The organism is Denitratimonas organivorans, from assembly GCF_037478135.1.
In the GTDB taxonomy this organism is placed as follows: domain Bacteria; phylum Pseudomonadota; class Gammaproteobacteria; order Xanthomonadales; family Xanthomonadaceae; genus Denitratimonas.
Genome location: NZ_JBBHDV010000005.1, coordinates 18492 through 40104, shown reverse-complemented (window position 1 = coordinate 40104; position 21613 = coordinate 18492). Strand labels below are relative to the sequence as shown.

24 protein-coding genes and 1 pseudogene are annotated in these 21613 nt (G+C 61.3%); 11 read left to right on the top strand and 14 right to left on the bottom strand.

The genetic code is table 11. The annotated features are described in order from the left end of the window. Positions 1 to 37: 37 nt before the first annotated feature. Positions 38 to 511, bottom strand: coding sequence for a DUF4442 domain-containing protein (locus WDB66_RS06840; RefSeq protein WP_339397796.1), 474 nt, complete (start codon positions 509 to 511; stop codon positions 38 to 40). A gap of 58 nt (positions 512 to 569) precedes the next feature. Then, complete coding sequence (locus tag WDB66_RS06835; RefSeq protein WP_339397795.1) at positions 570 to 1439, bottom strand: tetratricopeptide repeat protein; 870 nt, start codon at positions 1437 to 1439, stop codon at positions 570 to 572. Between the two features lie 125 nt (positions 1440 to 1564). Between WDB66_RS06835 and WDB66_RS06830 the strand changes: the two genes are divergently transcribed. Next, positions 1565 to 2230 carry a DUF998 domain-containing protein gene (locus tag WDB66_RS06830; protein ID WP_339397794.1) on the top strand — a complete coding sequence of 222 codons (666 nt, stop codon included), beginning with the start codon at positions 1565 to 1567 and terminating at the stop codon, positions 2228 to 2230. Between the two features lie 168 nt (positions 2231 to 2398). Here the strand turns inward: WDB66_RS06830 and WDB66_RS06825 are convergent, their stop codons facing one another. From WDB66_RS06825 to WDB66_RS06810, 4 genes are read right to left on the bottom strand one after another with little or no spacing between them, the layout of a single operon-like run. Then, on the bottom strand, positions 2399 to 3436 hold the full coding sequence (locus tag WDB66_RS06825; RefSeq protein WP_339397793.1) for a sulfate/molybdate ABC transporter ATP-binding protein: 1038 nt from the start codon (positions 3434 to 3436) through the stop codon (positions 2399 to 2401). A gap of 6 nt (positions 3437 to 3442) precedes the next feature. Further along, entirely contained in the window at positions 3443 to 4321 is an 879-nt protein-coding gene (gene cysW, locus WDB66_RS06820; RefSeq protein WP_339397792.1) for a sulfate ABC transporter permease subunit CysW, read from the bottom strand. Further along, complete coding sequence (gene cysT / locus WDB66_RS06815; RefSeq protein WP_339397791.1) at positions 4305 to 5162, bottom strand: sulfate ABC transporter permease subunit CysT; 858 nt, start codon at positions 5160 to 5162, stop codon at positions 4305 to 4307. Before cysT ends, cysW begins: the two co-directional genes overlap by 17 nt. A gap of 34 nt (positions 5163 to 5196) precedes the next feature. After that, entirely contained in the window at positions 5197 to 6210 is a 1014-nt protein-coding gene (locus WDB66_RS06810; protein WP_489670832.1) for a sulfate ABC transporter substrate-binding protein, read from the bottom strand. Positions 6211 to 6431: 221 nt separating this feature from the next. Between WDB66_RS06810 and WDB66_RS06805 the strand changes: the two genes are divergently transcribed. Continuing rightward, positions 6432 to 7733, top strand: coding sequence for a nucleotide sugar dehydrogenase (locus WDB66_RS06805; RefSeq protein WP_339397789.1), 1302 nt, complete (start codon positions 6432 to 6434; stop codon positions 7731 to 7733). Between the two features lie 278 nt (positions 7734 to 8011). On the opposite strand, the gene WDB66_RS06800 is transcribed toward WDB66_RS06805, so the two are convergent. The 4 genes from WDB66_RS06800 to WDB66_RS06785 all read right to left on the bottom strand — a co-directional run bounded on the left by WDB66_RS06800 (position 8012) and on the right by WDB66_RS06785 (position 11562). Continuing rightward, a complete protein-coding gene (locus WDB66_RS06800; RefSeq protein WP_339397788.1) occupies positions 8012 to 8395 on the bottom strand; it encodes a hypothetical protein in 384 nt (127 codons plus the stop codon). Positions 8396 to 8510: 115 nt separating this feature from the next. Further along, positions 8511 to 8879 (bottom strand): DUF3703 domain-containing protein, encoded by a 369-nt coding sequence (locus WDB66_RS06795; protein ID WP_339397787.1) that lies wholly within the window; start codon positions 8877 to 8879, stop codon positions 8511 to 8513. A gap of 85 nt (positions 8880 to 8964) precedes the next feature. Continuing rightward, positions 8965 to 9597, bottom strand: coding sequence for a hypothetical protein (locus WDB66_RS06790; protein ID WP_339397786.1), 633 nt, complete (start codon positions 9595 to 9597; stop codon positions 8965 to 8967). A gap of 1335 nt (positions 9598 to 10932) precedes the next feature. Continuing rightward, positions 10933 to 11562, bottom strand: coding sequence for a hypothetical protein (locus WDB66_RS06785; protein WP_339397785.1), 630 nt, complete (start codon positions 11560 to 11562; stop codon positions 10933 to 10935). On the opposite strand from WDB66_RS06785, the gene WDB66_RS06780 reads away from it, so the two are divergent. From WDB66_RS06780 to WDB66_RS15210, 7 genes are all read left to right on the top strand, one after another. Next, positions 11548 to 12300, top strand: a complete 753-nt coding sequence (locus WDB66_RS06780) for a site-specific integrase (RefSeq protein WP_339397784.1) — start codon at positions 11548 to 11550, stop codon at positions 12298 to 12300. The genes WDB66_RS06785 and WDB66_RS06780 overlap by 15 nt on opposite strands. 367 nt (positions 12301 to 12667) lie before the next feature. Beyond that, a complete protein-coding gene (locus WDB66_RS06775) occupies positions 12668 to 12913 on the top strand; it encodes a hypothetical protein (RefSeq protein WP_339397783.1) in 246 nt (81 codons plus the stop codon). A gap of 152 nt (positions 12914 to 13065) precedes the next feature. Then, on the top strand, positions 13066 to 13416 hold the full coding sequence (locus WDB66_RS06770; protein WP_339397782.1) for a hypothetical protein: 351 nt from the start codon (positions 13066 to 13068) through the stop codon (positions 13414 to 13416). Positions 13417 to 13565: 149 nt separating this feature from the next. After that, on the top strand, positions 13566 to 15272 hold the full coding sequence (locus WDB66_RS06765; protein ID WP_339397781.1) for an SIR2 family protein: 1707 nt from the start codon (positions 13566 to 13568) through the stop codon (positions 15270 to 15272). Next, positions 15269 to 16714, top strand: a complete 1446-nt coding sequence (locus tag WDB66_RS06760) for an argonaute/piwi family protein (RefSeq protein WP_339397780.1) — start codon at positions 15269 to 15271, stop codon at positions 16712 to 16714. Before WDB66_RS06765 ends, WDB66_RS06760 begins: the two co-directional genes overlap by 4 nt. Positions 16715 to 16885: 171 nt before the next feature. Next, positions 16886 to 17152 carry a transposase gene (locus WDB66_RS06755; protein WP_339397779.1) on the top strand — a complete coding sequence of 89 codons (267 nt, stop codon included), beginning with the start codon at positions 16886 to 16888 and terminating at the stop codon, positions 17150 to 17152. 23 nt (positions 17153 to 17175) lie between these two features. Then, on the top strand, positions 17176 to 17538 hold the full coding sequence (locus tag WDB66_RS15210; RefSeq protein ID WP_489670837.1) for an IS3 family transposase: 363 nt from the start codon (positions 17176 to 17178) through the stop codon (positions 17536 to 17538). Here WDB66_RS15210 and tnpC read toward each other — a convergent pair. Then, positions 17495 to 19085, bottom strand: a pseudogene (gene tnpC, locus WDB66_RS06750) (IS66 family transposase). The gene WDB66_RS15210 and the pseudogene tnpC sit on opposite strands and share 44 nt — an antisense overlap. 20 nt (positions 19086 to 19105) lie before the next feature. Then, positions 19106 to 19447, bottom strand: a complete 342-nt coding sequence (gene tnpB / locus WDB66_RS06745) for an IS66 family insertion sequence element accessory protein TnpB (protein ID WP_339397778.1) — start codon at positions 19445 to 19447, stop codon at positions 19106 to 19108. Between the two features lie 202 nt (positions 19448 to 19649). Between tnpB and WDB66_RS06740 the strand changes: the two genes are divergently transcribed. Together WDB66_RS06740 and WDB66_RS06735 are read left to right on the top strand one after the other, a co-directional pair. Then, positions 19650 to 19823 (top strand): integrase core domain-containing protein, encoded by a 174-nt coding sequence (locus WDB66_RS06740; protein WP_339397777.1) that lies wholly within the window; start codon positions 19650 to 19652, stop codon positions 19821 to 19823. 23 nt (positions 19824 to 19846) lie between these two features. Further along, entirely contained in the window at positions 19847 to 20011 is a 165-nt protein-coding gene (locus WDB66_RS06735; RefSeq protein ID WP_339397776.1) for a hypothetical protein, read from the top strand. 41 nt (positions 20012 to 20052) lie between these two features. Here WDB66_RS06735 and WDB66_RS06730 read toward each other — a convergent pair whose 3' ends face one another. Together WDB66_RS06730 and WDB66_RS06725 are read right to left on the bottom strand one after the other, a co-directional pair. Continuing rightward, complete coding sequence (locus WDB66_RS06730) at positions 20053 to 21063, bottom strand: hypothetical protein (RefSeq protein WP_339397775.1); 1011 nt, start codon at positions 21061 to 21063, stop codon at positions 20053 to 20055. A 29-nt stretch (positions 21064 to 21092) separates the two neighbouring features. Beyond that, positions 21093 to 21476: a hypothetical protein gene (locus tag WDB66_RS06725; protein ID WP_339397774.1), complete on the bottom strand. Its 384-nt coding sequence runs from the start codon at positions 21474 to 21476 to the stop codon at positions 21093 to 21095. Positions 21477 to 21613: the final 137 nt, after the last annotated feature.

Here is a 21613-nt window from a genome sequence, read left to right as displayed (position 1 = left end):
TAATTCTAGCCTGCAATGCATCACCCGGGCAGGCGCGTCATGCGGTTCCATCCGGGCCCGGGCGCAGGCCGGGCTTGAGGCGTACGTAGAGTTGTTTTCGTACCCGCGCCACGAGCTCGCCACTGGCGGTTTTCACTTCGGTGTCGAACCAGCGCAGCACCTTGTCGCCGCCGGCGGCGGCCTGGCGCAGTTCGTCCAGTACCGCCGACTCCAGCTGGAAATCGGCGAAGACATCCTCGCGGCCGGGCGCGATGAATTCGATCTCGGCGGCCTTGTCCCAGACCACGTAGTCCGGCCCGAGGTTGTGCATGACCAGGATCATCCAGAACGGATCGGTCATCGAGAACAGATTGCCGCCGTACTGGGTGCGCACGTAATTGCGGTTGTACCAGGCCAGTTTCAGCTGCACCCGCGCATGGCGCCAATCCGGCGCGATCTCGTGCACGCGGATGCCGGCGAACAGGAAGGGCGGCCACAGGTTGAAGATGCGGCGCAGGTGGCGGGGTGTCATCGGTGCAGGCTCGTGATCGTGGCGGCGATACGACGGCGGCAAGCGCCGTCGCGTGTGCTCAGAACATCATCAGCGCCATCTGGCGGCGGTAGCGCGCCACCAGTTCGGCGTCGGTGATGACATCGAAGGCCTGGGTCAGAGCGCGCCGTGGCAGGCCGTCCTCGAAGTTGCGGTCGCGCCGCAGCATTTCGAGAAACTGCTCCAGTGCCGCTTCGGCTTCGCCATCACCGAGCAGGCGCAGGCCAAGCAGGTGACGCGCGGTGAGATCGGCCGGGTTGGCGGCGATACGGCGTTCCAGTTCGGCGCGGGCCGGTGCGTCCTGCAGCGCGGCGGCGTTGGCGATCAGCACGCCAGCATTGCGTGCACGCTCGTCGGTGCCGAGGTTGGCGGGCAGGGCATCGAGCAGTTGCGAGGCTTCGCCGGTATCGCCGTTGCGTGCCAGCGCCAATGCCAGATCCAGGCGCAGGCTGTCATCGTCCGGCTTGGCGGCGCTTTCGGCGCGCAGTCGAGCGACATCCTCGGCCGGGGTCGGCGGGGCGGCCTCTTCCGGTTCGGCCGGCGCGCCCGGTTCAATGCCGTGCTGGGCCAGGAACTGGCGCAGCTGGCCTTCGGCAATGACGCCGGGGAAACCGTCGATGACCTGTCCATCATTGACCAGCATCACCGTGGGCACCGAGCGGATCTGGAAGTAGCCGGCCAGTTGCTGCTGCGCGTCGACATCGACCTTGGCGAGCAGGAAAGCGCCGTTGTATTCGGCGGCGAGCTTTTCCAGCAGCGGCCCGAACTGCTTGCACGGGCCGCACCACTCTGCCCAGAAATCCAGCAGGACCGGGGTGGTCAGGGATTTTTCCAGCACATCGGTCTGGAAGCCTTCGGTGGTGACATCGAATACATGGCTGGGGGCGTTGGAAGGGGAGTTGCTGGGCATGCGGGGTTCCTGCGTTCGCGCGGGTGCGCGGCTGGCTGAAGGGATGAAGCCCAACATGGTGGCGACTGGCGCCGATGCAAGGCAAGATCGCGGCCCCATCCAAGCGCGCATTGGACCATCTAACGATGCAGAGCGAACCTGCGATATCGAACCGGCCGGCCGCCGGCTTCTGGCACCTGATGCTGCATGGCGGCTGGTTCGGGCCGTTGTGGTTCGTGCTGGTGGCGTTGCTGGCCGGCGCCTGGCGCGAGGCTTATGTGCCGGCCACGCAGTCGCTGTCGATGCTGGGTGCGGTCGGTGCGCCGGGCGCGGGGTGGTTCAACCTGCTGGGCTACATCGTGACGGGAGTGGTGCTGCTGCTGTTCGTGATCGCATTGGAACGCGGCATGCAGCGCGATGGCGCGGCGCGCGGCGGGCGGCTGGGCACCGGTTTGCTGATGGTGTCGGCGCTGGCGTTCGCGGCGCAGGGCGTGTTCGCGTTCGATCCTGCCGAACTGGATGCGGCCACATCGCAGCGCCATGCCTCGGCCTTGGCGTTCGCGTTGCTGGGGTTGATGGCCGGCGCCATGTTCGTCGCCGCCAGCCTGCGGCGTGCGCCGCGCTGGCGCATGTTGACGCGCGTCGGGCCGGCGCTGGCGGCCTTGCTGCTGGTGTTTCTGGTGCAGCCGCCGCAGCAACTGGTGCCGGCGCTGGCCGGGCAGCCGGGCCATGCGCAGCGTTTGATCCTGGCGGTGTATCTGGGTTGGTTCGTGCTGGCGGCGCTGGTCGCGCTGCGGCGGCGAGGCTGGTGAATCGAAACCGGCTGCCTGTCGGGCATCGCTTTGCTCAGCCCGACCTATGCCGATCTGCGCGGTGCGAAGGAAGTGCATGGGTTGGCGGGGAAGCACATGGGTTGGAGATGACCCCGGACGTAATCCGGGGGAACCCCAACGTCATGATGCAGCCGCGATGCTGCGACCTCAATCCAGCACGTGATAGCGCGTCGGCACCACACCGATGTGTTCGCCGTTCTGCGGTGCGGAGGGACCAAGGTCGTAGGGAAGGTCCAGCTCTATCACTTCGGGCTGATGTTCCACATCCAGTTCCAGCGTGATGCGGCCGCCAATGCGGCGTCGGCTGCGAACGCGGCCATTCAAGCCTTGGCCGGCATCGGCGAGGCTGTAATCGTGCGGGCGTACGAGGATGTGACCTTCGCCGGCGGCATGGCGGGCCGGCAGGCGCAGTTCGGTGCCGCGCGGAATGAAGCCGTCGGCCGAGAACTCGCCATGGATGCGGTTGCCGCGCCCGAGGAAATCGAACACGAAGGCGTTGCAGGGCTGGTCGTAGACCTCGTCCGGGGTGCCGACCTGTTCGATATGGCCCTGGTTGAACACCACGATGCGGTCGGCCAGTTCGATGGCTTCTTCCTGGTCGTGGGTGACGAACAGCGTGGTGTAGCCGGTTTCATCGTGGATGCGGCGCAGCCAGGCGCGCAGTTCGCCGCGCACCTTGGCATCGAGCGCGCCGAAGGGTTCGTCCAGCAGCAGCAGGGTCGGGTCGATGGCCATCGCGCGCGCCAATGCCACGCGCTGGCGCTGGCCGCCGGAAAGCTGGTGTGGGTAACGCTGGCCCAGTTCGGAAAGTTGCACGGTATCCAGCAGCGCCTGCGCGTGTTCGCGCATCGCCGCGCGGCTCATGCGCTCGCGTCGCGGCTTGCAGCGCAGGCCGAAGGCGACGTTGTCGAGCACGTTCATATGTGCGAACAGCGCGTAATGCTGGAATACGAAACCGATGCGACGCTGCTGCACGGTCAGGTGCAGCGCATCGTTGCCGTTGAACAGGATGCGGCCGCTGTCGGGGAATTCGAGCCCGGCGATGCTGCGCAGCAGCGTGGTCTTGCCCGAGCCGGAGGGGCCAAGCAGGGCGACCAGTTCGCCGCTTTGCAGCGACAGGTTCACCTGGTCCAGCGCGTGCGTGTTGCCGAAGCGCTTGCAGAGGTTTTCGATCCGGATATCCATAGGCGGTTACTCCCGGCGCCCGGCGGCGCCGCGTTCGCTGTCCAGGCGCCATTCCAGCGCCGATTTCAGCCCCAGCGTGACCAGTGCCAGCAGCGCCAGCAGCGAGGCCACGGCGAAGGCGGCGGCGAAGTTGTATTCGTTGTAGAGGATTTCCACGTGCAGCGGCAGGGTATTGGTCAGGCCGCGGATGTGGCCGGACAGGATGCTGACCGCGCCAAATTCGCCCATCGCGCGCGCGGTGCACAGCAGCACGCCGTACAGCAGTGCCCAGCGGATATTCGGCAGCGTCACCGCGATGAAGGTGCGCCAGCCCGAAGCACCGAGGCTGAGCGCGGCCTGCTCGTCGTCGCTGCCCTGTTCGGCCATCAGCGGAATCAGCTCGCGCGCGATGAACGGAAAGGTCACGAAGATCGTCGCCAGCACGATGCCCGGCACCGCGAACACGATCTGGATGTCGTGCTCGTCCAGCCACGGCCCGAGCCAGCCCTGCGCGCCGAACATCAGCAGATAGATCAAGCCGGCCACCACCGGCGACACCGAGAACGGCAGATCGATCAGCGTTACCAGGATCTGCTTGCCGGGGAACTGGAATTTGGCAATTGCCCAGGCAGCGCAGATACCGAACACCAGGTTGGCGGGAATCGCGATTGCCGCGACCAGCAGCGTCAGCCGGATCGCGGCCAGCGCATCCGGTTCCACCAGCGCCTGCATGAAGGTGCCCACGCCGTGGCGCAACGCCTCGGCGAACACCAGCACCAGCGGCAGCAGCACGAAGCTGGCCAGGAACAGCACCGCCAACGCGATCAGCCCGCGCCGCACCCATGGCGGATCGCTGGTGGGCGGGCGCGGTACGCGCAATGGCTGGGTGTCAGTGGACTGCGGCACGGTGTCGCATGCTCCAGGCTTGCAGCAGGTTGATCGCCAGCAGCAGCGCGAACGCCAGCAGCAGCATCGCGGCGGCCACGGCGGTGGCGGCGGGGTAATCGAATTCCTCCAGCTTGATCACGATCAGCAGCGGCGCGATCTCGCTCACATACGGAATATTGCCGGCGATGAAGATCACCGAGCCGTATTCGCCCACCGCGCGCGCGAATGCCAGCGCGAAACCGGTCAGGATCGAAGGCGCCAGCGTCGGCAGATTGACCCGCAGCGCCGTCTGCCAGCGGCTGGCACCAAGCGAGGCGGCGGCTTCTTCCAGCTCCACCGAAGCTTCGCTGAGCACCGGCTGCACCGAGCGCACCACGAAAGGCAGCCCGATGAACACCAGCGCCACCACGATGCCCAGCGGCGCGTAGGCGACCTTGATGCCATACGGCTCCAGCCAGCGCCCGATCCAGCCGTTGCCCGAATACAGCGCGGTCAGCGCGATGCCGGCCACGGCGGTGGGCAGGGCGAAGGGCAGGTCGATCATTGCATCCAGCAGGCGCCGGCCGGGGAAGCGGTAGCGCACCAGCACCCAGGCCACCAGCGTGCCCATCACCGCGTTGAACGCAGCCGCCGCCAGCGCGGTGCCGAAGCTGAGTTTGAGTGCGGACAGCACGCGCGGATCGGTCCACACCGCCCACAGCCCACTCCAGCCCAGCTCGGCGGCTTTCAGGAACACGCCGGCCAGCGGAATCAGCACGATCAGCGCCAGCCACGTCAGGGTGTAACCCAGCGTCAGGCCGAAGCCGGGCAGCACCCGGCGCCTGCGCCAACGCGGCGTGCTCACGCTTCGTGCGTCCATGCGTGAATCCAGGGCGATGGCAGGCGTGGCGGCATCATCGCGGCGCCGTGTAGATCCGGTCGAACAGCCCGCCTTCGGCGAAGTGGGCCTGATGCGCGGCAGCCCAGCCACCGAAATCGGCAATCGTGACCATCTCAAGCGTATCGAACCGCGCCATATCGGCCGGATCGGCATATTCGGAATGGCGCGGGCGGTAGAAATGACGGGCCGCGATGCGCTGGCCCTCGGCGCTGTAGAGGTATTCCAGATAGGCCTGCGCCACCGCTTCGGTCTGCTTGCGCTTGACCACGCGATCCACCACCGCGACCGGCGGTTCGGCCAGGATCGACAGTGAGGGCGTGACGATCTCCAACGCATCCGCGCCCAGTTCGCGCAAGGCCAGGTGGGCCTCGTTTTCCCAAGTGATCAGCACATCGCCGATGCCGCGCTGCACGAAGGTAGTGGTGGCGCCGCGCGCGCCGGTATCCAGCACCGGCACGTTGCGGTACAGCGTGCCGATCCAGCGTTGCGCGGCTTGCGCATCGCCGTCGTGCTCGCGCAGCGCCCAGGCGTAGGCGGCCAGATGGTTCCAGCGCGCACCGCCGGAGGTCTTGGGATTGGGTGTCACCACGCGCACGCCTTCGCGTGCCAGATCGCCCCAATCGTGGATGTCCTTCGGATTGCCGGCGCGCACCAGAAACACGATGGTCGACGTGAACGGCGTGCTGTTGAACGGCAGGCGCTGCTGCCAGTCCGGCGACAACCTGCGGCCGTGCGCGGCGATGGCATCGATGTCGTAGCCCAGCGCCAGCGTCACCACATCGGCCGGCAGCCCGTCGATCACCGAACGCGCCTGCTTGCCGGAACCGCCATGCGACGCCTGCACCCGCACGGTGTCGCCGGTCTTCTCCAGCCAGTGCGCGGCGAAGCTTTCGTTGATGTCGCGGAACAGTTCGCGCGTGGGGTCGTAGGAGACATTCAACAGCCGGATGTCGCGTGCCTGCCCGGACAGCGGCACGGCCAGCACGATGGCCGCCAGCAACAGGCGCAGCAGGATCGTCATTGGCATCTCCCGGGGTTGAAAGGACAGGTGCAAGGTGGCGCCGTGCGGCCCCTGCCGCAGCGGTTGTCAGGCGCCGGACCGGCGCTGTGCGCGGAGCACACGGGCGGGCATGATCGCCGGAGTGTGCCGGATCGGCAATGCGCGATCGTGTCGCAATGTGACAAGCGGCGCGCCCGCGATGCCGTCCAGGCGCTTCTGGCGGCAGCCTGACGTGACACAATGACAACGTGAATACGCCTTCGATTTCCCCGCTTCCCGCGCTCGATTCCGCCCGCATCGCCATCGTCGGCCTGGGCTACGTCGGTCTGCCGCTGGCGCTGGCTTTCGCGCGCCAGTTCCACACCTTCGGCCTGGATCTGGACCGTGCCCGCATCCGCGCACTGGCCGCCGGCCACGACAGCACCGGCGAAACCGGCGCGGAAGACCAGCCCTGGCTGGAAAAACTGCACCTGTCCGACGATCCGGCCGCGCTCGCCGGGCACGATGTGTTCATCGTCGCGGTGCCGACACCGGTCACGCGGCACAAATGGCCCGATCTTTCGCCATTGATTTCCGCCAGCGAATCGGTGGCGCGCGCGCTGCGGCCCGGCAATGTCGTGGTGTTCGAATCCACCGTTTACCCCGGCGCCACCGAGGAAGTCTGCGTGCCGGTGCTGGAGGAAATCTCCGGGCTGAAGTTCAACCGCGATTTCTTCGTCGGCTACAGCCCGGAACGGATCAATCCCGGCGACCAGACCCGGCGCCTGCCGGATATCGTCAAGGTCACCTCCGGCTCCACGCCGGAGGCTGCGGACTTCGTCGATGCGCTGTACCGGCGCATCATCAGCGCCGGCACACATCTGGCCCCGGACATCCGCACCGCCGAGGCCGCCAAGGCCATCGAAAACACCCAGCGCGACGTCAATATCGCGCTGATGAACGAATTCGCCGGCATGTTCGCGCGCCTGGGCATGGACACCGAGGCCGTGCTGGAAGCGGCCGGCACCAAATGGAACTTCCTGCCGTTCCGCCCCGGCCTGGTCGGCGGCCACTGCATCGGCGTGGATCCGTACTACCTGATCCACAAGGCGCAGGAAGCCGGCTACCACCCGGAACTGGTGATGGCCGCGCGCCGCATCAACGACGGCATGGCCAGCCGCGTGGTAGCACGCCTGCTGCGCGCGATGGCAAAAGCGCGGATCAGCACCGTGGGTGCGCGTGTTCTAGTGATGGGCGTCACCTTCAAGGAAAACTGCCCGGACCTGCGCAACAGCCAGGTCGCCGGCGTGATCGCCGAACTGCGCGACTGCCACGCACAGGTGGACGCCTACGATCCCTGGGTGGACGCGGCCCAATGCCAGGCCGAATGCGGCATCGAACCCATCGCCCAACCCGAACCCGGCCACTACGACGCCGTACTGATCGCCGTCGCCCACCGCCAATTCCGCGAACTGGGCGCAGACGGCATCCGCGCCCTGCTCAAACCCGACGGCATCGTCTTCGACGTGAAATACCTGCTGCCGCGTGACGCGGTGGAGGCGAGGCTTTGATCCGGCTGACAGGGCGCTGTAGCGCCTGTTCCGCAGCGGTGTAGAGATGCTGCCGTCTGTTGCCATCAGTCCTCATGCAAGCGGACTGGCCGGAATGATGGCTCGGGCAAAGCCCACCGCAAAGCCGAATACACGAATGCAACCGCTCCCGTTTGCTAACGGCTCGGTTGAGAGGCGCGGCACTTTTTGCCGCGTCCTCTCTCGAACCGAATGTTAGATGCAGCGGCGCCGAGACCGTGCACCCTGTAGGACAGTGGGGTTAGTACACTTTTCAGCGATTACCCTTTCTTTGTTATGCGGTTTCGAATCAGAAGACCGAACGGCAAAGCAATAATGGGTGCGAATAACCACGCCAGAACGGAGTGGCGCAATTCCGTTAAGAACAATAAGAGCGCGAGAATCGCGCTAAAGAAGAAGCCCACGGCGTATTGTTTTCTACGAAACTTGAACTCTTCATGTTCTGAGAGCATGGCCTGCGACGTATTCGGGTTCACGATTGTACTTCCGACGCCTAGAGCGACCAGACAGCCGAAGAGGAAAAGCGTGATCTGATGCGGTACGGCGTCGTTTCGTGCGGTATTGATCAGGACACATACCACCAGCGACAGGCCTAAAGCACCCGCCACGAAACGCCAAAAGGAGGCTTCAGTCTTATTGCGCATCTAACGCCAAGTTAACTGGCAAAACGGAGCCCGCTTGCGGGCGCAGTGGTTTACAGCGGGGCGCACAATTTGCGAAGCAAATGCCCCGCTGTAAATTGTCCAGTTGAACGCCTGGTTATGCGCCTGCTTTGGCACGACTAATGGCCGCCTGATGTTCAGGTTTAATTGGCATGACTTTAAACGGACTAACATTTGCGCCACCGGTATTGCCCTTCGGGACCAAGCCAAATGCCGTTTTTGTAGCAGCACCGATAATACGAGCCACTTGGCCAAGAAATTCACCTACCCGCGAGTTTCTGGCTGCCCACTGCAGCATAAGGATGTGAACTTTAACATGCCAGAAAGTGGACTCTTGCCCAATGACATGCGCATTTTCCAAGTGCGTGAATTCCAGATCGATGTTGCCGGCACACCGAGCCTTCAATGCCAAATCAATTTCAGTCACCACAAAAGGCGCCACGTTTTTCGAAAAGCTATTTACCATGGGAACCTCCGATGTAAGCGCATAACGCCTGAATTAAGCCGTGCCGCGAAGCGGCGTCGGCTTGAATGAATTGTTGGGCTGCAACTTAGTCCGCCAATTTTCCGTCTACTAGCGAACGCGGAGTAAGAGTGAACTGGGCATTTTGCAAAATGCAGATGCGCTTCTCGATGGTGTTCATAAAAATTGTTTGGCTATCAAACCTACCAAGATACACCCAGTGCCTTACTGGATCAGGCTCGCACGCAGTGGGATTTTCAAGGAAGAAGGTTCTGTCACCTCCAAGATAGACCGCCTTCCCATCAGCGTAGCCTGCTGCCAGAACCGCCGATAGTTGCAGCAATGCGAGTGAGGCTGTCTGGAAGCGCATGGGGTGCCGCTCACGTAGCGCTTGAAAGATGAAAATTCCCGCCAACAGCGCAAGAAGTGGAATAAATACAAGAATGCTCTTCTCGTTGTTGTAATTATCCGCTAAAAATTTATACCGTTCGAGCGCATTGCTGAAGTTTGAGAAGATTAGCCATACATGCAGGGCCGCCAATCCAATAAAAAGAAGCCGAGGAATGCGAGCTTTGATGCCCCAGTTAAGAAATAGCACTAAGCCAACGAGCGCGACGGGGGCGAGCAGGATGGACAGACGGTTAAGGGGTAATGTTAACAATAGCTGAGGCGAGATATACGGAAATATGTCGAAGCCAAAAGGTCTCCAGTAAGCAAGCATGTATGCGGCCCCGAGAAGAATCGCATAGCCATACAGGACTACCCCGACACCAAGGGGTTCCCATTTTCCGAGTCGCGTAGTTCTTTCCATTGCGGTCCAACGCCTGAGTTAAGCGGCGCGCGGCTTTTCGCGCGTCCGCTTGGACGATTAGTTAGCCAAAAATTATTCGCTCGCGCTAACGCCTAAAATCGGATCAGTAATTTGCGCTCTTGCAGGACAGTCAAAACCATCTTGAAATATCTCACAAGAGGTCGCGGGCCGAAAACTCAGAACAAACTGATATGGATTACTAAAGACTATGTCGCATCGAGAACCACCTGCACAGCTTGTGACACGTATGTACAGAGTGGAAGGGCTTGTTACCCCAACCACGGCACGCCCTTGACCATTTGGCGCAAACACATCATCACCCGTAAGTAGATTGCCATTCGCATCTAGAATCTCAATCCTCGACAGAGTATATACATAATTATCGACTGGGCGCGTAAGGTGAACTAGCACGTCGCCAGGGCCTGGCACATCAAAGCGGAAGTAGTCAGCATCCGTTTTTGAGCTGTGTTGAGCAAAAATCCACGCATTAGATCCGATTGGATCAGCTTGTGCGATTGAATTATTAGGTTATGATTCAAATGTCGGAGTGGGCAATCCGATTACGATTAATTCATATTGCTCTGAGCGATGTTCTGGGCAGTCTTGATACTGCCCGACCTCTTGGCAGCCCGTTACCTCTATAAAATACGTTCCTTCGGGGTTAACGCCAACATCAAAACTCGTGAAGACGTCCGCCGCATATGCGTCGACGCTCGCAAGCTCTTGTGTTCCATCCGTAACCCGGATTCGCGCAAGATTGTATTGAAAGCTTCTTGGTGCGCGCATATACAACACACGAACGGACGAAGTAGACCCGACATCAAAGGTGAACATGTCAACATCCGAAAGAGTTGCTATGTTGCCGTAAACTGGAGCGCCGAAACGGATTGCTGTGGCAGTCGAGGTTGAATTGTTTGGCTCAACCTCGTAGCCCGCCTGAGCCGGTAGGACCCACAATGAGAGGAGCACAAGTAGCAACATTCTGAAACTCTTCATAACTCGCCCTCTTGCATCGATTGTCGGTGAAAGGCTAACACCGAAGCTCAGGCGCGCTGCGAAGCGGCGTCGCCTGGAGCGCCTTGTTAGGGCGCAGACCATTGAGCGGAGCGAGGCATGAAAGCACCAACAAAACGGGCTCCCGGACTAGCGGAACCGGGTCAACAAAACGCATACGGAGAGCGCCTTCTCCAGCCGCAAGTAGTGCCTCGCTCCGCTGAACGGTTTGTATGGTGGCCGGTGCCGCTGTCAGAACTTAGCGACGGTCATTGGCACAGGACAGGTAAACGTGCATGGATGCAGCGGGTGAGAGTAGTTGAAACGATATGGGGCGATACGCTGTACATGCGGCCTAACACCTGAATAAAACGCACTCGTTGCCCCAATTCCCCATAAGGCGATGATCTTTCGACCTTTTTCCTGGAATTGCGCCAAAAATAGCGGTTGAAATCCACTGCTCCACAACCCTGTTGAATCAGTGACTTGGAGCAGTTCGATTGCCGATACTGCTCCCGTACTGCGCCACTGTGCGCGCAGGGTTTCAGGAGCACCCAATTGGCCACCATCATCGCACGTCGCCGCAAGGACGGCACCCGCAGCTATCGAGCCACCATTCGCATCATGCGCGGCAATACGGTTCTGCATCGGGAAACGCGCACCTTCCGTGACAAGCCTACCGCTCAGCAGTGGACGCGCCATCGCGAAGCCGAGTTGAAGCAGGACGGCGTGGGCGAAAAGGCGGCGGCCCGGCTCAAGGCTCGGCGCGCGGTTCTGGTGTCTTCCCTGATTGATCGGTACGTTGACGAGTTCTACCCGATCAAGCAGTGGTCCGAGGCCAAAACCGGCTTTCTGCGGAGCTTGCAAGTGCGCATCGGTCATTGGGACGCCACGGCGGTGACGCCGGAATTGATCGTTGAGCATGTCCGCCAGCGGTTGTTGGCCGGAGTGAAACCGTCCACTGCCTACATGGACCTGAAGTGGCTGCGGGTGGTGCTGAAGGTGGCGCGCGGTGCCTGGGGCCATCCGGTGTCGCTGGATGCGCTGGCCAGTGGCATCCACATGTCCTTGCATCTGGAACTGGTGGCCGAAAGCACCCGGCGCGAACGCCGGCCGTCGAACGAAGAATTGGACGCGCTACGCGACTGGTTCGAACAATCCCAATCCCGCCGCCGGATTCCGATGGGCGATGTCATCGACTTTGCCATCGCCTCCACCCGTCGCCTGGGCGAAATCTTCCGCCTGCGCTGGGACGACCTGGACCGGAACACCATGACCGCCGTGGTGCGGAACATGAAAAGCCCCAAGGGCAGCCGGGGCAATGACGTGACCGTGAAGCTGACCCGCGACGCCTTGAAGATCATCGATCGGCAGCCACGCACCGATGTCCGCATCTTCCCGTTCAACCCGACCACGGCGCAGGGCAACTTCACCCGCGCCTGTGAACGAATGGGCATCGAAGACCTGCATTTTCACGACCTGCGCCATGAAGGCGTGAGCCGCCTGTTCGAGGCCGGCTACCAGATCCACGAAGTGGCCCAGTTCTCCGGCCACATGGACTGGGCCACATTGCGCCGCTACACCAACCTGCGACCGGCGAACCTGCAACTGCGCGACTGATGATGCACATGTCTGCGCTGGGCTCCGAAGACCCCCCGCGTTGCGCGCGGGGCATTGCGCCACCACACCCCGGACCCGATCCCGCGCGCAGCCACCGACCCGACGATGCGGAGCGCATCGCGTGAACGGCGGCGATGCGCCGAGGCTACCGCGCCGGGCGCGTTTCGTGGCGATCAGGAACGGCCACAGCGTGGACGGAACGCGGTATAGCCAACCTGTTCAAGCCACACCTGTGATGCCGTCTCACGCTGTGAGATACGCGGCGTATAGGGTGACCGCAAGGCACGGCAGGCGGTCTGAACGCCTGTACCAATCCGTCCGGCAGACAAGGTGTTGCCGGGCACCGCAAATGAATCAGGAGGTCACGATGCTCAAGTCCATGATGGTGCTGACACTCATCTTGTTCAGCGTCTCGGTCGGAATGGTCTGGGAAGCCAGGGGCCAGATGCGCAACGCAGCCAGGCTGAAAGCCCAAGGCAAGCCCGAGCCGGGCATTCCGCTTGAGAACCTGCGCGAATACCTGGGCTTGTTCAAGCGGATAATGTGGTTTCTGGTGGGCATTCTGGCGGTGCTGGTGATGGTGGATCGGCTTGGGTTGAACGCGAGCATGTAGTGACGCCCACCACACGCGATGTTACAGACACGGTCGATCCAGTACCCTCCAGTGTGTGGCCGTGGAACCCGTAAAGTCGGGTGATGGCCTTGTGCGACAATCCTAAACGAACCTGTGCCCCGAGGGGACGTTCAAACACTTTGATCGAGCCCATGACCCAACCCGAAAAGCCGACAGATCTTCTTACTCGCCTTGGCCAGCTAGGTGCCCCCGAACTGCGGCGGCTACTGGTGGAGCACCTCACCAAGCGGAAGCTGGGCCTGACCTGGGAGCGCAACGCCATCGAGCACGATGAGGTGTTGAATGCTGACATAGTTCTGCCTAGGCTCGACGCCAGCCGCAAGGCGCAGCGTACGCCCAAGATCTACGGCAAGGTGCTGTTCGTCACTCGGGAGGACACACGCCTGCGCATCGTCAATGATGACGGTAGCCTAGGCGACGAGTTCGATTGGGTCGATCTCACGCCGGCATGGAAGTGGATGGCGGCGCGGAGGAGCGGGTAAGGTTGGAGAGCCCATAGGGGGTGGGAGTGAGTATTTCACAGATCACAGGCCGTCAGTTTGCGACCAAGTTTGCGTTGCGGCCGGAGCAGTTCGGGTGGTTTCTAGGCGCTGGTGCCTCCGCAAGTGCGCGTATCCCCACGGGTTATGACATGATCACCGACTTCAAGACAACTCTGTTTTGTCAGGGAAGTGGAACGCCACGCCGCGAGATAGATCCGAGCGATCCGATATGGAAGGCTCGAATTGAGCTCTTCCTCAGCCAGCAAGGAAATCTCCCTCCTGCAGGTGACCCGTCGGAGTACGCGCGCGCCTTTGAAGCTGTCTACCCAAGTGTTGATGATCGCCGTACCTACATCGCACAGAAGGTGCAGCAGGGAGTCCCTTCTTATGCGCACAGGGTTCTGGCCTGCATGCTTGTCACCGGAAAGGTGCCCTGCATATTCACCACCAATTTCGACAATTTGGTGGAGTCGGCCACCACGGTTGCTCGTTCGAAGGTAGACCCCACCAAGCACAAGGACATGACGGTGGCTGCGATCGACTCAGCCGACCGCGCCGCTCGATGTGTCAGGGAGAATGATTGGCCACTCCTGGCGAAGATCCATGGCGACTTCCAGTCCGTAGACCTCAAGAACACCGAACAGGAGCTTGTAGAGCAGGACATTGGAATGCGCGGTGTGCTGGCTGCTTGTGCTCAGCGGTTCGCGCTTGTTGTTGTTGGATACAGTGGCCGCGATGCCTCTGTCATGAAGGCGCTTACCGATGCCTTGGCGGTGGAGGGAGCGTACCCTGGCGGCATTTACTGGATGACACGCTCGCCATCAGGCTTGCTTCCAGCGGTTCATGAATTTCTGAAAACAGCCGCGGCCAAAGGCGTCAGCGCTAACCTGCTGGTATCAGAGACGTTCGACGAGCTGGCCGGTGACTTGGAAGATGTCCTTGCCTTCGAGGAGGTCTTGAAGCAGCACATCCAAGAGGCCGGGCCGACCAAGACAGTCATTCCTGTCCCCTTGCCTGCGAACGAGGCACGAAGAGACCCCATCTTGCGTTGTTCGGCGCTTCGCATCACGCAGATGCCCGCTACCGCGCGGCGTATCAGTTTCAAGAAGCCAGCCTCCATTATTGAAGTGCGCGGCCTACTCAAGGCAGCCAAGGTCGGAGGAAGCATTGCTGCGGCAGGAAGGGACTTCGCTGCATTCGGCAAGGACAAGGAGCTCTTGGCCGCACTTGCACCACTCGAGCCCACGCTCGCAGGGGAGATTGCGCTTTATCCAGAGCATGATAGCTGGGCACTGGGCCTTCTCTATGACGCTTTCGTGCGCGCGGTGTGCCGCGGTCGGCCCCTTCACCCAAGGCTGAGGAGCAAAGGCCACCGGGTGGTAGTGGCGGGTGACCGTGACGGTGAGGATGGTGCGCGACGGGCGAAGCGCTTGAAGGCTCTTGGCCCGTTGAAATCAGCGTACGGAGTTCCACTGTACGGCCGAACTTCTCCGTCGGATCTTCCCTTCAATGAGGCCCTGGATTTGCGCTTGGAGCAGGTGAGTGGAAAGTGGTGGTGCGTGTTCGATGCGTTCACGCACGTGGACCTTCCAGAGATAGAAGCGGCTCGCGACGACGAACCGGTTCGCTTCCGGATCAATCCTGCGGCTGACTGGCTTCGTGAGCGCTGGGCGCAACGCTACAACCGGAAATGGACGGCCATCATCGATGCGTGGTCGCAACTCTTGGCCGGAGAGGCCAGAATCTGTTGGCTCAACGACGGTGAGGGTATCGATGCTGTCTTTCAAGTGGGTTCGGTGTCGGCATGGAGCCGGCCGTCGCACGACCACGCCTACTTCCATCGGGGTGGACGATGAGCGCTGCCGACGCCAAGCTTGCGCCCTTCCAGCTCCTGGATGAGCCCATCCTGTCCTTCGCACCGGATGATCCGCGGGCGGTTGATATACATCCACTGCGAGGGCTGATCAATCACGGCCCTTTCTCAACGAGATCCTTCGGCACCTTTACACCGACACTGCGCGTGGCAATGGTTGGGCCGCAGTCTGGGCGCGACAACGTGGTTGCCCTGATGAAGCTAGTACAGCAGTCCCATCGGCCAAGCGACCGCAAGGAGTATGTGCCCGATTACCCGGGGTTTCAGAAGCTCTTCGGCGTTCCCCTTCGCGCGGCGGCGCCAGTCACGCGCGTTACCTGGCCAGACGCCTTGGAGGACTTCCAATTTGAAGGCACTGGCGAGCAGAGGCTGCAAGCAGCGTTCGAGAGAGCGTTAAGCCAGCTGGATCTGGTGCGTTCCGAGTTCGATGTCGTAGTCGTTCATTTGCCCGATGCATGGGCAGGTTCCCTGTATACGCCAACTTTCAACGCACACGACATGTTGAAGGTCATAGGTGCGCGATTCGGCATTCCTACGCAGGTTCTCAATGATCGGGCGTTTACTTTCTCGGCCAAGGCATCTATCGCGTGGCGGCTGGCAATTGCCCTTTACGTTAAAGCTGGCGGCATTCCGTGGAAACTGGCGCCGCTGTCTGGTGTGCCAGAAGGCACGGCGTACATCGGCTTGGCGTATGCACTGCGCCCGCATGAGGGCGGGGTTCATTACGTTACCTGTTGTTCCCAGGTGTTTGACATGGACGGGGGAGGAATGCAGTTCGTTGCATTCGAGGCTCGTGACCCCGTTGAGGATGTGCAAGAAGCCAAGCGCAACCCATTCCTCAGCAGGTCGGACATGCGTGCGGTACTTGCTCGCAGCTTGCAGCTGTATCAGAAGCGCAACGGCGGTGCGTTGCCCCGGCGACTGGTAGTCCACAAGACGACCGCATTCCGAGAAGAGGAGATTCAAGGGGCCGGCGAAGCGTTGGCGGCAGTTCCCGAGTTCGAGTGCATCGAAGTCGGCAGCAATTCGTCGTGGCGGGGCGTATGGATGGTCGGCAATCCCAGTGGACCAAAGCCGACGAAGGCTGATGGCTACCCGGTGCCGCGGGGGATCCTGCAAACGCGTTCCGGTACTTCATGCCTTGTCTGGGTCGCAGGCAATGCGCCAGGCGTCTCGACAACCTCCGCGTACTATCAAGGCGGCAAGAGCATCCCGCGTCCCTTGGTGCTCACGCGCCACTCAGGTTCAGGGCCTTTGCAGTTGATTGCTGCGGAGGCGCTCGCATTAACCAAGATGGACTGGAACAACGATGCGCTTTACGACCCGCTACCAGTGACGATCCAATACTCCAAGCGCTTGGCGCGGACCATCGCCAACATTCCAAGCCTGCCGTGTCGAGACTACCCCTATCGTCTTTTCATGTGATTTCGTGGCCCAATGAGTTTGTCAGTCGGGCACCTCGAATAACCCCCTTCGCCACGCATGACGCCGTTCCGAGAGCCGCTCACTTGCATCGACATCCTTCGAATTCCGCCGGTCCTTCCCCCGTAGAGTGAGTCCACTGGTTTCTGGAAACTTCCCCCCACAGAGGTTCCCATGCGCAAGTCAAAGTTCACCGAGAGTCAGATCGCGTCAATCCTGAAGGAAGCCGAGGCCGGAGCGGCGGTAGCCGATGTGGCACGCAAGCACGGCATCAGTGCAGCGACTTTCTACGCCTGGCGGTCCAAGTACGGCGGGATGGCGGTATCTGACATGCAGCGACTTCGTGAGCTGGAACAGGAGAACGCGCGCCTGAAGAAGATGTACGCGAACCTGAGCCTGGATCACGAGCTGCTCAAGGAGATCGTCGCAAGAAAGTGGTGACGCCGGCACAGCGCCGTGAGGTGATGGGCTGGCTTTTGGAGGCGCGATCAATGGGCGAGCGTCACGCCTGTCGCCTGGCCCAGCAGCCGCGCTCCACACAGCGGCGGCGCTTGCGCGGTCGCGGGGATGGGTCGTCGGATACGGAGGCACGCTTGATTGAACTGGCGCAAACCCATCCGGCCTGGGGTTGTCCGAAGCTTCACCGGCAACTACGCCACGAAGGCCACCGTATCAACCGCAAGCGCACCGAACGGCTGTATCGGCAGTATGGCCTGGCGATCCGGCGTCGGCGGCGCAGGCGGCTGGTGCGTAAGCGTCCGACTCCCACACCTTGTATTCGGATCAGTTCCGACGTAACGGCAGCAGGCTGTCGATGTTGCGATTGAGCGTGGTTGGCAGGCGGTTGAGCGTGTCGGTCAGCCAGGCGTGCGGGTCCAGGCCATTGGCCTTGGCGGTGGCCAGCAGGCTCATGATCGCCGCCGCGCGTCGGCCGGCTTGCTCGGAGCCGGCGAACAGCCAGTTCTTGCGACCCACAGCAATGGGCCGGATCGCGTTCTCGATGGCGTTGTTGTCGATCGGGTACCGACCGTCTTCAACATAGCGGGCCAGTGCGTCCCAGCGCCGCAGGGTGTAGGCCAGCGCCCGTGCCGTGCCGCTGTTGCCCAGGACCTTGGGGTGCAGTTCGTCCAGCCAGGCCTTCAGCCCGGCCAGGGCCGGGACGGCATGCTGCTGGCGGTGGGCATGGCGCGCCTGGACCGTCATGTCCCGGACCGCCTCCTCGATCCGGTACAGCACGCCGATGCGCGCCAGTGCTTCCTGCGCAATCGCGCTGCCGCTGGCGGCGTGCTGGTCGAACCATTTCCGACGTGCATGCGCCCAGCAGCCCAGTTCGGTCACACCCTCGGCCCACAGCACCTTGTAGCCGGCGTATTCGTCGACCATCAGCGATCCGCGCCAGTCCCCGAGGAACTGCCGGGCATGGCTGCCACTGCGGTTGGGATGGAACTGGAACACCACCCGCGGCGGCCCGGCACCGGTGTGGCGGGCGTTGCTGTAGGCGAACAGGTAGGCACGCTTCGTCTTGCCGGCCTTGGGGATCGAGCAGGGCCACCGGGGTCTCGTCGGCGTGCAGTACCGGTTGCTGGCGCAGGTGTTCGCCCAGCCGCTCGGCCAGCGGTTGCAGCGCCACCCCCACCGCGCCGATCCACTCGGCCAGCGTACTGCGCGACAGCGCAATGCCGCTGCGGGCGTAGATCCCTTCCTGCCGGTGCAGCGGCAGGTGATCGACATACTTGGCGATGGCCACCTGTGCCAGCACGCTGGCATCGGCCTGGCCGCGATCGATGATCGCCGGGGCCACCGGTTCGGCCACGATCTGTTCGCAGGTCCGGCAGGCGTACTGCGGGTACACGTCGCGCGTGACGTAGAACGTCAGCGGCTAGCACGCCAGCTTCTCGCTGACGTGATCGCCGATGTGGGTCAGGGCTCCCTGGCACTGCGGGCAGGTGCAGGTCTCCAGCTCATGCCGGCGCTCGACCCGCTCCAGGTGCTCGGGCAGCGGCGTGCGGCCGGCGCTGGCCGCCTTGCGTTTGCGCTGGCGTTCTGCCGCGTCTTCGCCCTCGGCCTGGATCGCCTGCAGCTGCGCTTCCACCGCCGCAATGTCGGCAGCCATGGTTTCCTCGAACAGCTCCCGCTCCGCCGGGTCCATGCGCTCGCAGCGGGCTGAGAACTGCAGCCGACGCAATCGGACGATCTCCGCCGTCAGGGCGGCGATCTGGGCATCGCGGTGGCTGATGGTGCGATCACGCGCATTGATCAGTGTCGCTTGCCGGTTCACCGTGGCCAGGGCAGCGTCGCGCTCGCCCCATGCCTCAACCAGCAACGTGCGCAGCGCCTGCGGATCATCGATGGCATCCAGGGCAGACAGGTCCATGCCCGCCACGATGCCATGCACTACCCCGCGCGCGCATGTGTAATCGGTCCGATGGACAAACGCTGCCAGTCCACCCCTGCGCACAGCCAACCGAACTGCTCGGCGCTCAGGGTCCATGCCGCTTCACCCGCGCGTGGCCATACGAACCGCCCCTGTTGCAGACGCCGCACCGCCAGCCACACCCCGTGCCGATCACAGCACAGCAGCTTGATCCGCGTGCCGGCCCGATTGCCGAACACGTAGGCCTCGCCTTCGGCCGGGTCGCGGCCAAGCACCACACGCACTTGCAGCAACAGCCGGTCCATCCCGCAGCGCAGGTCCGTGGGCGCGGTCACCAGCCACCAGGCGCGGATGCTCAGCATGCGCACAGGCTCCGGACAAGCGCCTGCAGGCCGGCTGCCTCGGCCGGCAGCGGCAGGCCCAGCACCAGGCCGTTGGGCAGACGCACCTGCACCTGCGACCCCGCCGTGACCGGAGCCGTGACCCGGATCGGCAACACACCGGTCAGGCCATGGCGGCCTGACTCAAACCAAATGGCCTCCAAGAAAGCCGGGGCGGTTCAAAGTGCTGGATGCCAACCAGTTCCAGTCGCTGGATCAAGCCCGCGCAGTCACCGAGGAGTGGCTGGCCATCTACAACGAGCAACGCACCCACAGCGCCATCGGTCAGCTGCCGCCGTTGGCGTTCAAACGACGATGGCAGTCACAGGAAATTCCAGTTATCAGTGGACTCGGGTAAGGGGGGGTTGACCGAGAAAATGCATGCACCCCATCCTCACCGTGGCATCCGTGTTCGACTCTGCCCGACAAGAAGTTGCGCCTGACGGGCGCGGAAAGGGCGAAGGAATCGCCCAAATAGAAAAATCAGTGATATTTAAGCGGAAATTGAAGCAAATCCCGGAATGCGGCATCACCCATGACCTGTGATGGTCGTGGACACGAAGCGGAAGGGAATGTTCAGACCTTCCTTAGGGCTCTTCGCAATCCTGGGGCTCCAGCCGATTGAATATCCCAGAAGCAAAATCAATGACTTGTTCACGCGAACTCATTGTTGCCCCGACCTGTTCAGCCATCTGTCGAGCCTGTAATGCTTCTGTTTCGCTCAGCTGTTCCCAGATCCCCTCCAGTCGCCGCTCAAACCCTTGACGAGTAATGTCATCGGCAATTGGCATGAGAGCCAACGCGTACGCGGCAGCTCGAATCAGATCTTGCTCGAAGAAATCATCTGGAAATCCAATCAGGCTGTCTCGCCCTGACAGAATCCCGGATAAAATAAATAGAGCTCTTGGATCTCCATGTTGAGCTGCAAATTCCAACAAATGGGGTGCATTGTCACGATACGCCGCCCACGCTTCTGCATCTACCGCAAAATTGTTGACGTTGGCCATCATCGGAGGAAATCCAGCGAATCGGACCGCCGCAGCAGTGCTGCCTTGGTTTGCTGCCATAAGCATGTATTGCCACGAACTGGAAACCTGTGCTGGCGTCAAGCCATCGCATACCGTAGCCGCCCGGTCACCGAGCGCACTGAAATACGCTGCATTGGAGATTGTTCGAGTCTCTGCACCGGAGCCTGGTGGCAATTCGGTAGCAAATTCCACGGATGAATTGACGCCTGCCTGAATTAGAGGCTGCATTGCACATAGCTGCAGATCAAGCGCCAGCCTACAACCGGCCTGCTCGTCTCCGTTTCTTGCCTGCTCGGCAAGCTCATCAAAATAATCGATGACAGGAGTATCCACTGAGGGGAGTGTTTGGGTTTCTAGCGTTTCAGCCGCAACATTCGACAAGGGTGTTGCGAGCGAAGATTTTATGCTGACAGCAGAAGAAAGTGTGTCTAAGGCTTGTTTCTCTATTAATTTCGTTACATCAGGCTGCTGTTTTTCTTTGGGCGCTATTACATCATACCCCCATTGAATTATAACTCCAAAGACAGTGACAGCGACCACTCCTGCTAATATAATTGCTCGTCGATTCATTTGAGCTCTACCCGCAAGTCCTTGCTCTTCTATCCTTTCGGGAGTAGATGCATCCCTAATCCCAGTGATGTCCAACTAGTATATGAATTCATGGTTGTTATTGACTTAGTGACACGTCTAACCTTCAAACCCTCTGTTACATCAAACAGCTCAACGCTTACTTGATCGTTTGGAAGTTGAGTTAATTGAACAGCAATCTCAGCTCCAGATGGTGCAATGAAGTGCGAGAAATCACCAGACGGAATAAAACTAACATTAATTGGAAAATAGTCAGATTTATTAAAGAAAACAACATGAAAAACATCGGAACCCTTCTTGCTCTCGCCTGCAATAGCAGAAGGCATCGCAGCAACCACTGGAGCTGCAGCTAGTGCAGTTAAAGCTGATTGAATAAAGCCTCGACGACTATCCATTAACTACTTCTCCTGCTCGTGAGGGTTGCAGTTTAGGTTACTACAACCAGACCAGTTAGAGTTTCCACCACATGTCAGCCGATTAGTGCAGTTGCTGATATTTGTTGTATCTCCACACTTAGATGAATTACTACATT

Excerpts from the sequence above, each read along its gene's own strand:
- WDB66_RS06840 (WP_339397796.1), bottom strand. The coding sequence starts at position 511 with ATGACACCCCGCCACCTGCGCCGCATCTTCAACCTGTGGCCGCCCTTC.
- WDB66_RS06835 (WP_339397795.1), bottom strand. The coding sequence starts at position 1,439 with ATGCCCAGCAACTCCCCTTCCAACGCCCCCAGCCATGTATTCGATGTC.
- WDB66_RS06830 (WP_339397794.1), top strand. The coding sequence starts at position 1,565 with ATGCAGAGCGAACCTGCGATATCGAACCGGCCGGCCGCCGGCTTCTGG.
- WDB66_RS06825 (WP_339397793.1), bottom strand. The coding sequence starts at position 3,436 with ATGGATATCCGGATCGAAAACCTCTGCAAGCGCTTCGGCAACACGCAC.
- cysT (WP_339397791.1), bottom strand. The coding sequence starts at position 5,162 with ATGGACGCACGAAGCGTGAGCACGCCGCGTTGGCGCAGGCGCCGGGTG.
- WDB66_RS06810 (WP_489670832.1), bottom strand. The coding sequence starts at position 6,210 with ATGCCAATGACGATCCTGCTGCGCCTGTTGCTGGCGGCCATCGTGCTG.
- WDB66_RS06800 (WP_339397788.1), bottom strand. The coding sequence starts at position 8,395 with ATGCGCAATAAGACTGAAGCCTCCTTTTGGCGTTTCGTGGCGGGTGCT.
- WDB66_RS06795 (WP_339397787.1), bottom strand. The coding sequence starts at position 8,879 with ATGGTAAATAGCTTTTCGAAAAACGTGGCGCCTTTTGTGGTGACTGAA.
- WDB66_RS06790 (WP_339397786.1), bottom strand. The coding sequence starts at position 9,597 with ATGCTTGCTTACTGGAGACCTTTTGGCTTCGACATATTTCCGTATATC.
- WDB66_RS06785 (WP_339397785.1), bottom strand. The coding sequence starts at position 11,562 with ATGACCGATGCGCACTTGCAAGCTCCGCAGAAAGCCGGTTTTGGCCTC.
- WDB66_RS06775 (WP_339397783.1), top strand. The coding sequence starts at position 12,668 with ATGCTCAAGTCCATGATGGTGCTGACACTCATCTTGTTCAGCGTCTCG.
- WDB66_RS06770 (WP_339397782.1), top strand. The coding sequence starts at position 13,066 with ATGACCCAACCCGAAAAGCCGACAGATCTTCTTACTCGCCTTGGCCAG.
- WDB66_RS06765 (WP_339397781.1), top strand. The coding sequence starts at position 13,566 with ATGATCACCGACTTCAAGACAACTCTGTTTTGTCAGGGAAGTGGAACG.
- WDB66_RS06760 (WP_339397780.1), top strand. The coding sequence starts at position 15,269 with ATGAGCGCTGCCGACGCCAAGCTTGCGCCCTTCCAGCTCCTGGATGAG.
- WDB66_RS06755 (WP_339397779.1), top strand. The coding sequence starts at position 16,886 with ATGCGCAAGTCAAAGTTCACCGAGAGTCAGATCGCGTCAATCCTGAAG.
- WDB66_RS15210 (WP_489670837.1), top strand. The coding sequence starts at position 17,176 with ATGGGCTGGCTTTTGGAGGCGCGATCAATGGGCGAGCGTCACGCCTGT.
- tnpB (WP_339397778.1), bottom strand. The coding sequence starts at position 19,447 with ATGCTGAGCATCCGCGCCTGGTGGCTGGTGACCGCGCCCACGGACCTG.
- WDB66_RS06735 (WP_339397776.1), top strand. The coding sequence starts at position 19,847 with ATGCACCCCATCCTCACCGTGGCATCCGTGTTCGACTCTGCCCGACAA.
- WDB66_RS06730 (WP_339397775.1), bottom strand. The coding sequence starts at position 21,063 with ATGAATCGACGAGCAATTATATTAGCAGGAGTGGTCGCTGTCACTGTC.
- WDB66_RS06725 (WP_339397774.1), bottom strand. The coding sequence starts at position 21,476 with ATGGATAGTCGTCGAGGCTTTATTCAATCAGCTTTAACTGCACTAGCT.